This window comes from SAR324 cluster bacterium (assembly GCA_015232315.1).
Lineage (GTDB): Bacteria > SAR324 > SAR324 > SAR324 > NAC60-12 > JADFZZ01.
Window position 1 is genome coordinate 1 of the sequence record JADFZZ010000004.1, and the last position, 15,794, is coordinate 15,794.

13 protein-coding genes are annotated in these 15,794 nt (G+C 45.0%); 8 read left to right on the top strand and 5 right to left on the bottom strand.

Annotated elements, in window-relative coordinates:
* Positions 1-104 precede the first annotated feature (104 nt).
* Together HQM11_04415 and HQM11_04420 are read right to left on the bottom strand one after the other, a co-directional pair.
* Positions 105-389 carry a hypothetical protein gene (locus HQM11_04415; GenBank protein MBF0350247.1) on the bottom strand — a complete coding sequence of 95 codons (285 nt, stop codon included), beginning with the start codon at positions 387-389 and terminating at the stop codon, positions 105-107.
* A 389-nt stretch (positions 390-778) separates the two neighbouring features.
* Positions 779-2,710 carry a hypothetical protein gene (locus HQM11_04420; GenBank protein MBF0350248.1) on the bottom strand — a complete coding sequence of 644 codons (1,932 nt, stop codon included), beginning with the start codon at positions 2,708-2,710 and terminating at the stop codon, positions 779-781.
* A 253-nt stretch (positions 2,711-2,963) separates the two neighbouring features.
* Here HQM11_04420 and HQM11_04425 point away from each other — a divergent pair, with 253 nt between their 5' ends.
* From HQM11_04425 to HQM11_04435, 3 genes are all read left to right on the top strand, one after another.
* Entirely contained in the window at positions 2,964-3,836 is an 873-nt protein-coding gene (locus HQM11_04425) for a TIGR02147 family protein (GenBank protein MBF0350249.1), read from the top strand.
* Between the two features lie 15 nt (positions 3,837-3,851).
* Positions 3,852-5,657, top strand: coding sequence for a hypothetical protein (locus HQM11_04430; protein MBF0350250.1), 1,806 nt, complete (start codon positions 3,852-3,854; stop codon positions 5,655-5,657).
* A 264-nt stretch (positions 5,658-5,921) separates the two neighbouring features.
* A complete protein-coding gene (locus tag HQM11_04435; protein ID MBF0350251.1) occupies positions 5,922-6,056 on the top strand; it encodes an Ig-like domain-containing protein in 135 nt (44 codons plus the stop codon).
* A gap of 162 nt (positions 6,057-6,218) precedes the next feature.
* Here HQM11_04435 and HQM11_04440 read toward each other — a convergent pair whose 3' ends face one another.
* Positions 6,219-7,025: a hypothetical protein gene (locus tag HQM11_04440; protein MBF0350252.1), complete on the bottom strand. Its 807-nt coding sequence runs from the start codon at positions 7,023-7,025 to the stop codon at positions 6,219-6,221.
* 114 nt (positions 7,026-7,139) lie between these two features.
* Positions 7,140-8,081 (bottom strand): LysR family transcriptional regulator, encoded by a 942-nt coding sequence (locus tag HQM11_04445; protein ID MBF0350253.1) that lies wholly within the window; start codon positions 8,079-8,081, stop codon positions 7,140-7,142.
* A 131-nt stretch (positions 8,082-8,212) separates the two neighbouring features.
* Between HQM11_04445 and HQM11_04450 the strand changes: the two genes are divergently transcribed.
* The 5 genes from HQM11_04450 to HQM11_04470 all read left to right on the top strand — a co-directional run bounded on the left by HQM11_04450 (position 8,213) and on the right by HQM11_04470 (position 15,048).
* Entirely contained in the window at positions 8,213-10,534 is a 2,322-nt protein-coding gene (locus tag HQM11_04450) for a molybdopterin-dependent oxidoreductase (protein MBF0350254.1), read from the top strand.
* A gap of 206 nt (positions 10,535-10,740) precedes the next feature.
* A complete protein-coding gene (locus HQM11_04455) occupies positions 10,741-11,214 on the top strand; it encodes a CBS domain-containing protein (protein MBF0350255.1) in 474 nt (157 codons plus the stop codon).
* Positions 11,215-11,261: 47 nt separating this feature from the next.
* Positions 11,262-13,100 carry a 2-oxoacid:acceptor oxidoreductase subunit alpha gene (locus tag HQM11_04460; GenBank protein ID MBF0350256.1) on the top strand — a complete coding sequence of 613 codons (1,839 nt, stop codon included), beginning with the start codon at positions 11,262-11,264 and terminating at the stop codon, positions 13,098-13,100.
* Between the two features lie 10 nt (positions 13,101-13,110).
* Positions 13,111-14,604: a CBS domain-containing protein gene (locus HQM11_04465; protein MBF0350257.1), complete on the top strand. Its 1,494-nt coding sequence runs from the start codon at positions 13,111-13,113 to the stop codon at positions 14,602-14,604.
* 33 nt (positions 14,605-14,637) lie between these two features.
* Positions 14,638-15,048, top strand: a complete 411-nt coding sequence (locus HQM11_04470) for an HNH endonuclease (GenBank protein MBF0350258.1) — start codon at positions 14,638-14,640, stop codon at positions 15,046-15,048.
* A gap of 22 nt (positions 15,049-15,070) precedes the next feature.
* Here HQM11_04470 and HQM11_04475 read toward each other — a convergent pair whose 3' ends face one another.
* A complete protein-coding gene (locus HQM11_04475; GenBank protein MBF0350259.1) occupies positions 15,071-15,775 on the bottom strand; it encodes a glutathione S-transferase family protein in 705 nt (234 codons plus the stop codon).
* Positions 15,776-15,794 lie beyond the last annotated feature (19 nt).

Genomic DNA, 15,794 nt, shown 5'->3' on the forward strand with positions numbered 1-15,794 from the left:
CTCCTGAAGTTTTTGGTATTCATTCATGAGCGTTTCCATCTGATTCAGTAGTTTACGTAACGATGTTGGGGAAACTCCGAACTGCTCTTCGACATGAATTCGCTTCAGAAAACTCGATATCCGTTCCGCTCCCTGACAACCCTTGATTCAAACTCATACAATACCGCCAGAAGCATTTTAACCTGCCATTCATCGCCGACCTGACTCGCCCAAAAAGAATACTCCGGATACTGATTTCTCTTGGACAAGGCGGTTTGTCCTCGTTGAACCTGTCCTACAGAAAGTCCGATCTCTGTGGCCATTTTCCGGATGGATGACGTGCCAAATTCCTTTATTCGTTCCAGGATACGCCAATCCTGTTGACGAACTTGCATGCTTTGTGTGCCCATGGTTACCTCTCTCAATTCCAAGTGTTTGAGAGAGGTTCAATATTCATTTTTTTATCCCGAAGGAAGTCCTTTTTTCAAAAAAGTGTATCGGCTTACGTTGATAGCCCATCCACGAAAGAAAAAAGGCGCAGGATGCCTTCTCAGTGAAATACCGCGATACACTTGATCCTGAAGCCCATCACTGGGAACGCTGCGCGGAGGTCCTTTCCAGAAGGAATATTATCAAGGTATTGAGTGAACTGTGGTAACAGGAGGTTATAATTTCTAAAATACACAGTTGATTGATTAAAATGGTAGTTTGCTTCATTGGAAGGGAAGATGTTGGAAGCATTTTCGCAGGCTCCAAATCTGGTCTGGAGCCTGAATGGTCTATGGTTCAGAAAGCCTGATTATTTCCCGGCTTTGGGATGCATTCCAGACTTGGGATGTGTTTCCGCATGAGTTTCTTCCAGGGCAGAGTCTTCAGCTTTGGAGGAAGCTTTGGCTTTGGTTGTTACAAGGATGACCCTGATTTCCGCGACGGTCAGGGTGTTGGTTTCCGCATCAAAGGCTCCTCTGGCAATCATGGTTTTTATATTGATGGCGTTTTCAAATTTCTGATTCAGCGCTTCAACGAAATTAGCGAAATCCGTGAAAGTTTGCAGAGTGCGCGCCTTACCGATCACAAACACACCTGTTCCACTGGCCGTCGGAACGATGGTGAACGTATTTCCATAGCTTGCCAGATCACTATTTGAGGGAAACAAATGATGATGTTTCCCGAATTCTTCAAGTGTCATATCTATTGCGATAGAACTGGCATCCGCGCTAACAAACGGTTGGTTACTGCCTTGTTCTTTCCAGTCAATTTTTGCGGTAATCGCGACATTGCTCACATCAATCAGGGTTTGAGCCGAAAAAATTTCTCCCGCATTGAAAAAGCCTTTGACACGAATCAAGCTTCCGTTTTCCAGGGCACTCACATCCAGATTGCTGGTATTGACCGTCAACGCATTGATTGAACTGATGTCATACACACTGCTTCGGCGTTGATTGATTTCTTTGGTATCAAGAACCAGACTTCCAGAAGCAACCCCCTGCACCGTTCCTGCTAAATAGGACATCTGAATTCGGGCGGTTTGAGGAGCGGACATGACAAAGCCGTCTGCCTTTTCTGCCAGCGTTCCACTGATCCACAACAGTGTCCCCGGGAGTATTTCATCTTTGGAAACGGTTTCCCTGCTCAACTGCTTGTTGACTTTGGTCAGATTGGTCAGATCAATCGTCACATGATCGTTGAAAACACAGGAACCATTACTGCGAACAATGGCCGCGCCCAAGACCACAATCTGGTCACCATCACGTTCAATCACACTACCCCGAACCACATCCAGGGTTCCATCTGGCACACTGCTTCCGACATAAACTTCTGCGGCCTGAATGGTTTTTGTTTCAATATCCATAGTGCCAACCACAATCACCCCTGTTGTTGAATCCTTTTCAGCAAGTGCCTGAAGTCCTGACTCAGCGTTGAATGCGATGCCATCAATTTCAAAGGTGGTTTCAGTCGAAGTATGAATCGTAATCTCGCCAAAATCACCTGACTTGACCCACAGTGGCCGAACCTGTAACTCAAACGTACCAGCGGCAGTATCAGCGGATTTGAACAACCCCCGTATCCGGTTGTCTTTCAGGTTGGTCGGATTGATTTCTGTGACCAGCATGGGTGTTACTGTGACCACAGGAGTTCCGGAAGAAAGATCAACCGCATTGGTTGCTTCCAGATCAAAATCGAGTTGCAGATGGGAGGGAACCCCTGGAACAATCACCAGAGGATGATCTCCGGACAGTTGCATTTCCATACTCAAATCACCATTCAGCGATGTGCCGTCGCTATTGAGCATTGTCGCTACCCGGGCAACGCCATTCAGTTCAACAAGGATCTCGGAATTAGAATAATCCAGAGTCATTTTTCCGCTGACATACTTTCCCGGAGGAACAGTTGCCGCAGTGAGTAACTCTGTCATATTGGTGTATTGAGCAAAATCAATCCGGCTGGAGAGTGGCAGAACTTCCACCTGTGCCCCATCGGCTTTGGTGAGTGACAAGGATTTTACATCCACAGTGTACGTTAAAAAATCACCATCCGCATCCGTCAATCCGACCAGCAACGTTCCAGTTTCATCGCTTGTGGAAATTTCCTTGTCTCCAGTTTTTGACGGTGCGTCTTCAGCCGTAACATTGAATGTTTCGCTGTTCATTTCACCACACCCCATGAGAAAGGCCAGCACCAGCATGACAACAATAAAAACATGTTTTTTTGTTCCCTTATTATTTTTCATAACGCCTCCGAATTAAATGATCAGGTGAACATCTGATTTAAACCTTAATTTGTTAAACTCATGCTTAACATGAGTAAAATACTATACATCTATGCATTAACAATAAATCCAAATCAATATTTGACATGATTTTTATGTTCACTATTGGTGAACACCATGATATACGGTTAGCACATCATTCTCTGAAAGATAAGTATGGTTTATGGAATCGTGTTCACTGAACCTGATATGAACATCAACGCGGGAATTCATCATGAACAGCCTGAAATATGAGGATCTCAATCTGGATATCTACCAGTACCAGGATTGCAGATCGTTGCTGAAAGATTATTTTGAAAAATGTCAGGAACTGGATAAACGTTATTCATTCCGGTATTTCAGCAAAACCCTTGGACTCAGCTCTCCCGGATACATTCAGGCAATGCTCCAGGGTAAAAAACCGGTTTCAGACAGGTTGATGGAAAACATGATCCATCTTCTCGGTTTGAAAAAAGAAACGAGGGCCTATTTTGAAATGCTGGTGCGACTGGACCGGGTGGACTTCAACAGTCCGCTATATCAGGAATATTATCAGGCCATTCAGACCATTCGTTCCAAACATCTACAGGTGAAATCTCTGGATGAGGCCCAATACAACTGCATTTCATCGTGGTACCATTGGGTGATTCGTGAAATGGCCATGATGCAAGGTGCCAGCCTCAAAGTTCAATGGCTGAAGCGTTGTCTCAATCGCTTTGTTCCTATCACTGGAAAACAAATCATGCGCATCGTCGAGGATTTGAAAGAGGCCAGACTGCTGGAAGAAACAGATGGAAGCCTTGTGGTCAAGGACCCTGTTGTGAATCTGGGTGATGAAACCAGTGCGATGATGTTGAAACGCTATCACATGGGCGCCATGGAGCAGGGTATTTTAAGCCTGAACAATAAAGCAAAAGACAGAGATTATGGTTCTGTTCTGGTTGCGACCAATCCTGAGAAAATTCAACTGGCCCGTGAAAAACTTAGAAAAACCCGCAGGGAAATCATGGAAATTTTACAGGCATCGCCAGAAGAAGCGTCCCTGGTGGTTTCCTGGTCCTATCAGTTTTTTCCTGTGGCAGAACTGGTCGAAAACGCTGATGAATAATCAAACCGGAGAGTTATGAATAGCTGGATTTTGTTGAAACTCAGGGCACCTCAACTGTTAATTTTTATGGTTCTGGCCGTATGGTTTTCGGGATGCGGCGTGGAATTTGGAAATCCGTCTGACGATGGTGGCGGAACCACAACAGCCTCTTTGCGTGGTATCGCGGCCCAGGGATCCGCTGTCGCAAACACCGCACTGAGCATTTGGGATTCCAGCGGAAATCTCTGGCAGAACACAACTTCCAAGGCCAGTGGTGAATACAGATTTTCCATTCCTGACAACGCGCAATTCCCGTTGCTGATGTGCATGTTCCCTGAAGAAAAATCACCCTTGTGCGGACTGCTGGAATCCTCACCGAATACAGGAGAAACAGCCACGCGACACATGAACCCTGTCACGAGTCAGTCCATTGAACAGTGGTTAGGTGTTGATCTTGAGGATTTACCAGACATGACCAGCACGGCGATTTCAGAAAAGCTTGCGGCAACACCCCCCCAAACCCTGATGGATGCGGGAAACAGTTTGAGTGGCAAAGTGTTGGGAGATGCTGTCGCTTTCAGCCTGTTTCATGAGGATCCGGAATTCACCGCGAAATCGGCTACAACAGCGCCTTCGGTCGCAGACTTGATGATCGATGGCTTGAATGATCTGGCGAATGAGCAAAATCAGAATCTTGACGCCTACCTGGATGATGTCCTGAAACAGGGAATCTCTGTCAAGGCGGCATCTTCAGCAGGATTTCAGGTAAGAATGATGCTCCATGCTCTTTCGGGAGGCATCTCGAAGGAGACCAGCGAACAAGTTCTTTCCCCCGTGTATAAAGATGCTGACGCACGCGGATTTTTGACAGAGATCCTGACAGCCCTCAAATCAGCTCAGGATTCCGTTGCGTTGAGTATTTCTGATGAGGAAAGCCGAACGCTGGCAATCGACAGCATGGCTGAAACACTGTCAATTGCGCTTGAACAGGAGCAAACCTGGAACACCCTCAAAAAAGAAACCGGCAGGAAATTGATCGAAAATGTGCTGAACATCACTCAAGGCAGTCTGATTGAGGCGACCCGGTCACAACAAACCAAACTGGATGTGTACCTCCGAAAGACCGCTCTCCAGAACGCGGCCCGTTTCGCCGGATATGTGATGGCCTATGTTGACGCAAAAGACAGTCTGAGTGAGCGGGCAAAAACGAAACTCACGCTCAAAACGCAGACTATGATCAGCCAGGTCAATCAACGAATTCTGGAAAAACTGGCCAACGATACAGACGCCGATGCCATGCTTGGTTCGCTTCAGACCGCTAAAACCGAAATCCATCAGATTTTTGAGACTGCCCTGGCAGAAATACTTTCCGACAACGATGTGAAAGCGCATTTAAAACCGGAGTCACATCGACCACAAAACCACCCGGGCTTGAAAGCTTCTGTTTCAGACAAACACAGTATGTCCCTGGATCAGGTTTCGGATATACCCTTTGAGGCCTCCAGCAAGGTGTTGACGGTTGACGCCATGAGTCATGAGATTACGATGCAGATCAATTTCACTTATCTGGAAGGACAAGGCGTGTTGGCATTGCAGGGAATAATGAATCCCCGCCGGTCGAATGCACTGGGAACCTTCACCCTTGAGTGGAGCAACACATCCGCCGCCAAAAACTTCAAGGGGCGTTGGAGTTCAGAATATTCAGGAAATGAATTGACTAAATTTATGTTGAAAGATCACCGTTTCCAGCCATTGCGGGAAATTGAGATTATAACAAAGATCACTGCCAAAACAAATGAACCAATTTCAGGTAAGATCATCATTTACAAAAAATTCAAATAACAACCCACATTGAGCAGGTGGCTATGATGTTTTAGAAGCCTTTTGGTAAAAAATAGTATATTTACCTTATGGCCGTTTAAGATACTGATAATTTTTTGGCACCTTTCAAAATCAGTCAATGGCTCCATCAATATATCTGCCAGCCAGGTTATCTCTATGAGTTTTGATGAAGCACTGCTGCCGGACGGGGTCAATCACAGCAATTTCATCATGAGTGATGGAGTGGGGAAGATCGAGGGAGCTTTGTTTTATTCCTGAAAAACGGTGACATTCACCCCTTATGAATCGCTTGCATCTGGACAAACCTACACAGTAACCTTAACAATCGGCATTATGGACATCTGCGGGAATCCTGTCGCCAGTGATTATTCCTGGAGTTTTACCACTTCAGCCAATTGATCGCATGAAAGAGTCTGTTTCAACTTCCGGTATCGTCCAGTCCGGCTTGCACCACTCACAGGCGACACGACGACTACGGCCCCAAAAGCATTACCTGTGCAGCACGACCCCACAGCCTTTAGTGTGTGTTCAGATGTCGTTAAGTTACTATTTTCTCACATACTATTTCAAATATGTCAAATAGTGGTTTGGCGGCAATATTGGACTCTCCTCATCTTGAATGACACAGGACATCCAATATGGTCCAGCATATTTCATGAATAGTTCGTATTGCTCTTCCGTGGAAGGTGCCTCAAAGTAATATAATTTGTTTATGACCATATTTTCTATGTGAACCTTAAATTCTTTGGGCCAACATTTTGGATGACCAAATGAAAAAATTTTCCCTCCAGTTTCAACAAGTCGTGTTAGAAATATTTCACCGCTCTCAAATTCAGGTATTGAATTTTCAATTTTTATGATTTTTCCCGTGAACAGTTCACGGAATGTTATTGTTTTTTTGGTGCTGGCTATTTCTTGATAAAGTCCTAACCGGGAAATTCTCATCTGATCTATAAAATATTTACAATCGTTGAATAGTTCTTTGTTTGTTAAAAATTCTTCAAAACAGTCCAAAACCGTTTTTTGATCAGCAAAGGGAAAATCACAAAAGATCCACGATTGCACAAAGACTTCATCATCAAACATTTCATCATGAATAAACAATCGGTCTAACTCTTCCCAACATTTCGATAATGAAGGAAACTCCTTTTCATATATTGTGATCATGGCAAATGATGTTAATAATCTAAAACTTCGAATTAAGTATTCCCACTCTTTTGGACCTCTAATAGGTGCATTTAAATAACGATCCACATCTTTGAAGGCTTTCAATTCTTTTAGACTTAATTGATCTATATCAATGTTCATTCCATTTAATGTTTCAATCCATGTAGGCGAAGCCTGTTTTTTCGTTCTGATTTTTTTCATTTTTTTCCTGATTCATTGTTTTTAATTTAAATCATGAGTCAGAGGAACCCGAAGACTCCATCCGCTCACAGGTTTTTGATCCGGAGTGAATGCGAAGGAACATCAATTTTCATGTCACACTTGGGGAATCCAAAAAGGGCCATCTTTAAAGTTGATCCTGTTTAATTCACTTTTTAATGTACTTCTCAACCACTGATGCATAGAATCAAATTTTCTTCGTTCATGCCATACTAAAGAAAAATTCAGTAGTTGGGCCTGAAATGGAAGTTCAAAATAGGCGATCTTTCCATGGGCTTTATAGGTTTGGGCTAAAATACTTGGAGCGGTTAAGATCAGGTCACTTTTAGAAGTGATGTCAAACGAAGTGGAAAAATTAGGTACCTTGATGGCTACCTGTCGCCGCAAACCTTTGTTCTCAATTCCCATATCGATCAATCCCTTGCCCGCACCGATCACCATAGTCAGGATATGCTGATAGCCCAGATAATCGTTTAACGCTAAATCAGAACTCAAAATCGGATGATCTTTTCTGACAATGCCGACCAAATGGTCTTGGAACAAATGCGTCTGGTAAATCCCGAGCGGCGAATTAAACAGGACGCCAATCGCAATATCAATGCTATTTTGCTCCAACTCTTTCAGTGTATGAACGGTCCAGTTCACAACTTCTATTTGAATTTGAGGAGCCATTGAATGCAGCTTGATGTAGATATCGGATAATATCGGAAAACTGGCGAAATCCATGGTTGCGATTTTGATTGTGCCCGTTGCGGTTGCAGGGGAAAAATTCGGTTGCTTAATGATTTTGTCTACAGATTGAAGCGTGTCTAATAATTGAACTCTTATTTCTTCAGCTCTGGGCGTTGGAATTAAGCCTTTGGACGCACGGATGAATAACGGATCATTCATTAATTCCCGCAGTCTGGCCAATGTCCTGCTCATGGCAGATTGACTGATTCCTAACTGTTTAGCGGCTTTACTGACATTTTGTTCTTCCAGGAGTACCTGTAAACTTACCAGTAAATTGAGGTCAATATTTCGAAGAGGATATTTCATAACCTGTGATATGCGTTAGATGCATGGTGAGTATGACTATTTTGAATTATGACCGATAACAAAACCATGTTACAGTCGCCTCCAGTGAATTAACTTCTGGAACAACAAACTTCAGCCTGAAAAGGAGTTTTATGAGCCATTCAGTATCGACAACCCAGACGGTTTCTCACCGAACCGCTTGCATTTTATGTCCGGAAAACTGTGGTTTGGTGATTGATACACTAGACGGAAAATTTGTCAAAGTTCTCGGGGATAAAAATCACCCGACATCCCAAGGATACATGTGTCAGAAACCCACCAGATTGAATTATTATCAAAACCATGAGGATCGCTTGACTCAGCCGTTAAAACGACAGGAAGATGGTTCTTTCGTGGAAATTTCATGGGATCAGGCTATCAGGGAAATCGCGGATAAACTAAACCACTTACGAGATACGTATACAGGTCGTTCATTGGCTTATTATGGTGGCGGTGGACAGGGAAATCATTTAGGGGGCGTTTATTCTACAGCCTTGCGAGCCGCCATGGACACCCGGTATCTCTATGGCTCTTTGGCTCAGGAAAAAACAGGTGGCTTCTGGGTCAATGGAAAACTGTTCGGGAGACAAAACATCCATCCCACTGAGGATGTGGAACATGCTGAAATTTCAATTTTCATTGGAACCAACCCCTGGCAATCTCATGGTTTCCATCATGCCAGAAAAACATTGAATGAAATTAAAAAAGATCCCACTCGAAAAATTGTCGTGATTGATCCAAGAAAAACAGAAACGGCTGAAATGGCGGATCTATTCATTCAGGTCAAACCGGGAAAAGACGCCTATCTCATGACCGCGTTATTAGCCATTTTAGTCCGTGACAATTTAGTAGATCATGATTTTATTAGAGAAAAAACAACTGGCTATGAAACGGTTGCCAAGTATCTGAGTACCGTTCCCATAGCCCGATTCGCAATTTATTCAGGAACCGATGAGGCAACATTATCTGGTTTGGCCAGGGATATCTCAACAGCATCCAGTGTGACAGTGAGAACCGATCTGGGCCTGGAACAGAGCCGACACAGCACTTTAAATGGTTATCTTTCCAGGTTGATATTTCTAATAACCGGAAATTTTGGAAGAAAAGGATGTCACAATCTCCACACTTCTTTTATTCCGGTGATTGGCCATTCAGATGAACCTGAGGTCAATAAAAAAGTATGGAAGACACAAGTCACAGGGATGAAGGAAATTGCCAAAATTTTTCCACCTAATATCCTACCCGCTGAGATCGACACAGACCATCCCAATCGAATACGGGGTCTGTTTGTGGATAGTTCCAATCCAGTGACAACAGCGGCAGATACTAACGCGTATCGCAAAGCTTTTAAAAAACTGGAACTGTTGGTGGTCATTGATGTTGCTTTAACAGAAACCGCAGAACTTGCTCATTATGTGCTTCCAGCGTCTTCCCAATTTGAAAAGTGGGAGGCTGCGTTTTTTAATTTAGGGTTTCCCACCAATCACTTTCATTTAAGAAAACCCATTGTTCCCGCAACGCCGGGAACGCTGCCAGAGCCGGAAATCTATAGAAGATTAGTTGTTGCAATGGGAAAAATTCCGGCTTCATTTCCCGAATTAAAGGCCATTGCCAAGCTGGATCGAAAATTTCCAAAACTTAAATTATTTCCCCTTGCACTGAAGGCCTTTCTAGCGCTAAAGCCCAAATTGCGGCCCTACTTCACGATCATTCTTGCGGAGACATTAGGGGAGGCTTTGCCGGATCAGGCAAAAGCCGCCGCGGTTTTCTGGGGTGCCGCACAGATCTATGCCAAACAACATAAAGAGGCAATTCAACGTGCTGGTATTATTGATCAGGGAAACGGCCTTGGAGACGCGCTGTTTGAAAAAATTCTTCATAGTCCGTCAGGCACAAATATCAGTGTTCATAACTACGAAGACCAATGGAAATGGATCAAGCATCCTGATGGTAAAATCCATCTATGCATTGAAGAAATGTTTGAAGAAATGGGACGCTTGGAAAATGAAATCCAATTAGACCTTCATTCCAAGAAAGACTTCCCTTTTCTGCTGAGTGCCGGAGGCCGTCGAACTTATAACGCAAACGCCATTTATCGAGATCCGGAATGGAGGAAAAGTGAAAAGGAAGGCGCTCTGTATATCCATAGTGATGACGCAAACATGTTGGGACTTAAAACAGGGGACCCTGTGATCTGTGAGTCGAAAGTAAACTCCATGACAGTCGTTGTTGAAGTGAATGATTCAACTCAGCCGGGATATGTGATGCTACCTCATGGCTATGGCTTGCGTTTTCCCCTCAAAGGAACAAAGCAACGCGGCTCTCAAGGTCCAGTGATTAATCATTTAACCTCCAGCGATCACTGTGACGAGTTAGCTAAAACCCCCTTTCATAAAAACGTTCCGGTTCGACTGAAGGCCGTGAGCAATCTTTAGCAGTTTGCAGATCAAAACATCGCCTTGCTGAATTGGCGCTGTTCTGTAAACGGGGTACTTTCTCCTCCAGTTTGATTGATTTCAAACCTCTTGTGTTTTCTCATGGTAGCTTCTAATTACAGTGATCCTGTCGAGTGGCTTGTGGATATTTCCCGCATCAATCGATATGGGATGTGACCCCTTATGATTTTCTTTTGGGAGAAACTATGGCAAAAATTGAAGAAATTCTGCAAACAGAAGTGCTGAAAAACCTGGAACTGGACAAAATTGTGAAGGTTCCCAAATCCATGTCGATGCGTGACACGATCACCAAGCTCAACGATTCCCGAATTCAGACAGCGCTGGTGACTGAAAATGACAAAACGGTTGGCATATTGACACAAAGCCATGTCGTTCAAAAAATGGCTTTGGGGAATGAGGCCTCGCTGTCTCAGTCTGTAGAAAGTGTGATGTTTCCCATCACAGGTAAATTGACGGCGAATTCAACGCTGGCTGAAGCGATGAGCCACTTGAAATCGCACCGGCAGAAATCGTTGCCGGTTATTGACGATCAGGGCAACACCGTTGGAGTTGTTTCATACAAAACACTGGTGCGTTTCATTGCCGCACGGTTCTCAGACAAGGTTTATAACCTGCCCCCCAATTTACATCAAACCAGTATGGCCAAAGAAGGGGCCTGAAATTGTTGATACACTTTAATTCCAAAGCACCTTGACCTAGAGGTTTCATGACAACCACCAATGTTAAACGTATCGAACTGGACACAGTGAATATCCGTTTTGCGGGAGACTCCGGAGATGGAATGCAACTCACTGGAAGTCAGTTCACCCACACTTCCGCACTTGTAGGCAATGACATCAATACCTTTCCTGATTATCCTGCTGAAATCCGTGCACCAGCCGGAACACTTCCCGGCGTTTCAGGGTATCAACTCAGTTTTTCAAATCGTGACATCAGAACCCCGGGCGATAAGGTCAATGTTCTGGTCGCCATGAATCCGGCCGCGTTAAAAGTCAACCTGGCAGATCTCGAACCGGGCGGGATTCTGATTGTCAACTCTGACAGTTTCAGTACCAACGATCTGCGAAAAGCGGCGTATGACACCAGCCCGCTGGAAACAGGAGAACTCAAGGGTTATCGAGTGATTCAGATTCCGATAACAACACTGACCATCAAGGCCGTTGAAAGTACGGGTATTTCACGAAAAAACGCGGGCCGCTGCAAAAATCTGTTTGCGTTGGGCGTGAGTTTCTGGCTGTTTGATCGTCCGCTCGAACATACCATGGAATGGCTCCAGGAAAAATTTGGCAAAAAACCTGACATTCTCAGCGCCAATGAAGCCGCGCTCAATGCCGGTTATAATTATGCGCTCACCGCGGAAATTTTTAATGATCATTACAAGGTTCAACCCGCGGTTCTACCTCCTGGACATTATCGTCAGATCACCGGAAATGAAGCGTTGGCTCTTGGTGCTGTGGCGGCATCGGTTCAGGCAAAACTTCCAATGGTGTATTCGAGTTATCCGATCACGCCGGCTTCAGATGTGCTCCATGAACTTTCGCATTACAAAAATTTTGGCATCAAAACGTTTCAGGCTGAAGATGAAATCGCCGCCATGTGTTCCACCATCGGTGTGGCTTTCGGCGGATCACTCGCTCTGACTGGTACGAGCGGTCCCGGAATGGATCTGAAAAATGAAGCGATGGGATTGGCTGTCATGACAGAACTTCCAATGGTCATCATCAACGTCCAGCGTGGCGGACCTTCCACAGGTTTGCCGACAAAAACCGAACAGGCTGATCTGCTGGCCGCCATGTATGGCCGCCATGGTGAATGTCCCATGCCGATTCTGGCCCCCGCGACTCCCGGTGAATGTTTCAACATCATGCTGGAAGCCTTCCGGATTGCGCTCAAATACATGACCCCTGTGATCGTGCTGAGTGATGGATACATTGCCAATGGTGCGGAACCATGGTTGTTGCCTGATGTTGATCAACTTCCTGAAATCAAATCTTCGTTCGCGACTGATCCTGAAAAATTCACGCCTTATACCCGTGATCCTGAAACATTGGGCCGATTATGGGCAATTCCGGGAACGCCCGGACTGGAGCATCGTCTCGGTGGTATTGAAAAAGACAGTAAAAGCGGGAATGTGAGCTATGACCCGATGAATCATCAAAAAATGATGGAGACCCGTGATGCCAAAATTCGAGGAATTGCCAAGGATATTCCGGATGTCGAAGTGCTTGGTTCAAAATCAGGAAAACTGCTGGTTTTGAGCTGGGGCAGTACCTATGGCGCGGTGGCCTCAGCGGTGGAAGATCTGCTGAAACAGGGACAATCGGTAGCAATGGTTCACTTGCGCCACATGTTTCCCTTCCCGGCCAATCTTGGAGAAGTTCTTAAAAATTACGAAACAGTACTGGTGCCTGAACTCAATCTCGGGCAATTGTCACGGCTCATCCGGTCTGATTATCTGATTGATACGGTTTCGTACAACAAGGTGCAGGGTAAACCGTTTCTGATTTCCGAAATCCGGAATAAAATTCTGGAAATTCTCGCTTAAAGGAGTGTTTATGAATATCCCAGTTGTTCCTGTCAGCTCAAAACCTCTCACCAAAGCTGATTTTGTCTCCAGCCAGACGGTACGTTGGTGTCCGGGTTGTGGTGATTATGCCATTTTGGCCAATGTCCAGAAATTGATGCCTGAACTCGGTATCCCCCGTGAAAACATTGTTTTTGTTTCCGGAATTGGTTGTTCCAGTCGATTTCCGTATTACATGAATACTTACGGATTCCACACGATCCATGGGCGAGCGCCGGCGTTGGCCAGTGGCTTGAAAATCGCACGGCCTGATCTCTCAGTATGGCTCGTGAGCGGAGACGGCGATAGCCTCAGTATTGGTGGCAACCATTTGCTGCATATTCTCCGGAGAAATCTCGATGTGAATATTTTGCTGTTCAATAATCAGATTTATGGTTTGACGAAAGGCCAGTATTCTCCCACTTCAGAAGTCGGCAAAAAAACCAAAAGCTCCCCCTTTGGCGCGATTGATCATCCGATCAATCCGCTGATGTTTGCGTTAACCTCTGAAGGAACGTTCATTGCCCGAACCCTGGATATTGATCCGAAAGGCTCAAGCGCTGTTCTGAAAGAAGCCGCGGCGCATAAAGGAACCTCCTTTGTAGAAATTCTGCAAAACTGTATTATTTTCAATGATGGAGCCTTTCAGCATGTCAGTGATACCTCCCAGCGTGAAGAGCGAACCATTCAGCTCAAACATGGTGAACCCCTGATTTTCGGTAAAAATAAAGACAAGGGGATCCGGTTGAAGGGCTTGAAACCTGAAGTGGTTGAGTTGGGAAATGGTGTGAGTGAAGCCGATCTGCTGGTTCATGACCAGACCGATCCGACACTGGCATACATTCTGTGTCAGATGAACACTCCGGAATTCCCCATGCCGATGGGTGTAATGCTCAACCGTCCCCGCAACACCTATGAAGACGCGGTTGAAGAACAAATCAGGCATGCCATTGAAAAGGAAGGACCTGGAACGTTGCACGATCTGCTTTATTCCGGCGAAGTATGGGAAATCAAACGGATGGTGACCAGCAAAGGTTTTGGTCAGATTCCTGAAGATGATTTCTATGACAATGAGCCTCAATCATACAAAAAGCAGGATCTGATGACCAGTCAGGTGGGTGAAGTCCCATTGCGGGAATCAGTGATCGTCAACGCCGATTCCAGTGTTGCGTCAACCATTCGTCTGATGCAGGAAAAACATGTCAGTTGTGTCATGATTGCCAAGGGTGAAAAACTTGAGGGAATTTTTACTGAAGGAGATGTGATTTTCAAAATCATGCCAGAATCTCGTGATTGGGAAAAGACCCCAATCTCAGAAGTCATGACAGCCAATCCTGTCACTGTTAATCATGATGACAAGGTTGTGCTGGCCTTCAATGTGATGACCGTTGGAGGGATCAATCACATTCCAGTCCTGAAAAATGGCAAACCCTTCAGCTATGTTTCATCAGAAACACTGATGGATTATATCAGCCAACATTCATGAGCGAGGTGCTTAACACAACTACAGGAGAATGACATGGGGCTGGATCAACGTTATCATCGGGACTGGGTTGCCATTTCCCGCTATATCCGCGAATTATTCCAGCACCATTGCGCTCGTTGCGGCAGGGATTGTTCCCTGCCCGTCTCTTCCAGTGAAGCACTTCAGGTGCATCACATCGATGAAAATCCCCAGAACAACGATCTTGAAAACCTGATTCCTGTCTGTGCCCGCTGTCATCTTCAAATTGAAAAAGAAGCACGAATTCATGCCCCGTGGCATCAGCATCAACAGGAAATGTTTGATGAAACCTACCTCAAGAGGATGAAGGCCATGAGACAGTCAGCCCTGACTCATTCCATCCATAATCAGGAATCGAAATTCCCTGCAACGGATGATTTTGAACTCAGGGAAATGGACTTCCAACCGGATGATTTTGATTATTAAGCCTATGCTTCACAAAAGTTCGCTATAGTTTGTTCAGCAGTGTTTTCATTCGTTGACAATAGTTCACCAGGTTTTTTTTGGTTTTCAGGTGTTTTTGCAGTGGTGTTTCCAAAGGCACATACAGAATGCCTGCCAGAAACGCATAGGTTGTCGCATCCAGCGTTCCCGGTTGAGTGCCATTAAAAAATTTCTTTGACGAAAGCAGGTCGGACAAGGCTGTCAGATCGGCTTTGCCAATATCATAAATCTCCTCCTCAGTATGTCTGCCGATTCCATGCCCATGAAGAGCTTGTGTGACCTTTCGTTTGAGATATTCCGGTAGTAAATCCCTGAGCACAGGTGGCAGCTCGCCAAAAGCCATTTTTTTAAAATCATTCCAGTATCGTGCATCAATCCAGCGGGAATAGACCACGCTCCAATAAAGGTTTTCTTCCACCATTCTCCGGATGGCAATACCCAGTGCGATTTCTGAGGCTGAAAGCTCTGAGTCCAACGGATTTCCAAACGTTTTCCAAAGATATTCAATAATAAAACCGGAATCTCCCATCCGAACACCATTGTGTTCAATAAACGGCATTTTCCCTTTTGGAGCCAATCTTAAATATTTGGGATGCTCCAGACGTTCATACGGAATGTGGGCCAGTTTGAGATAGGTTTCGAGCTTCATGCAAAATGGACTGCCACTGCTGACGCCCTCAATCGCAGGCAGTTGATAAAATTTAATCATAGCGTCTCCAGCTTTAGAG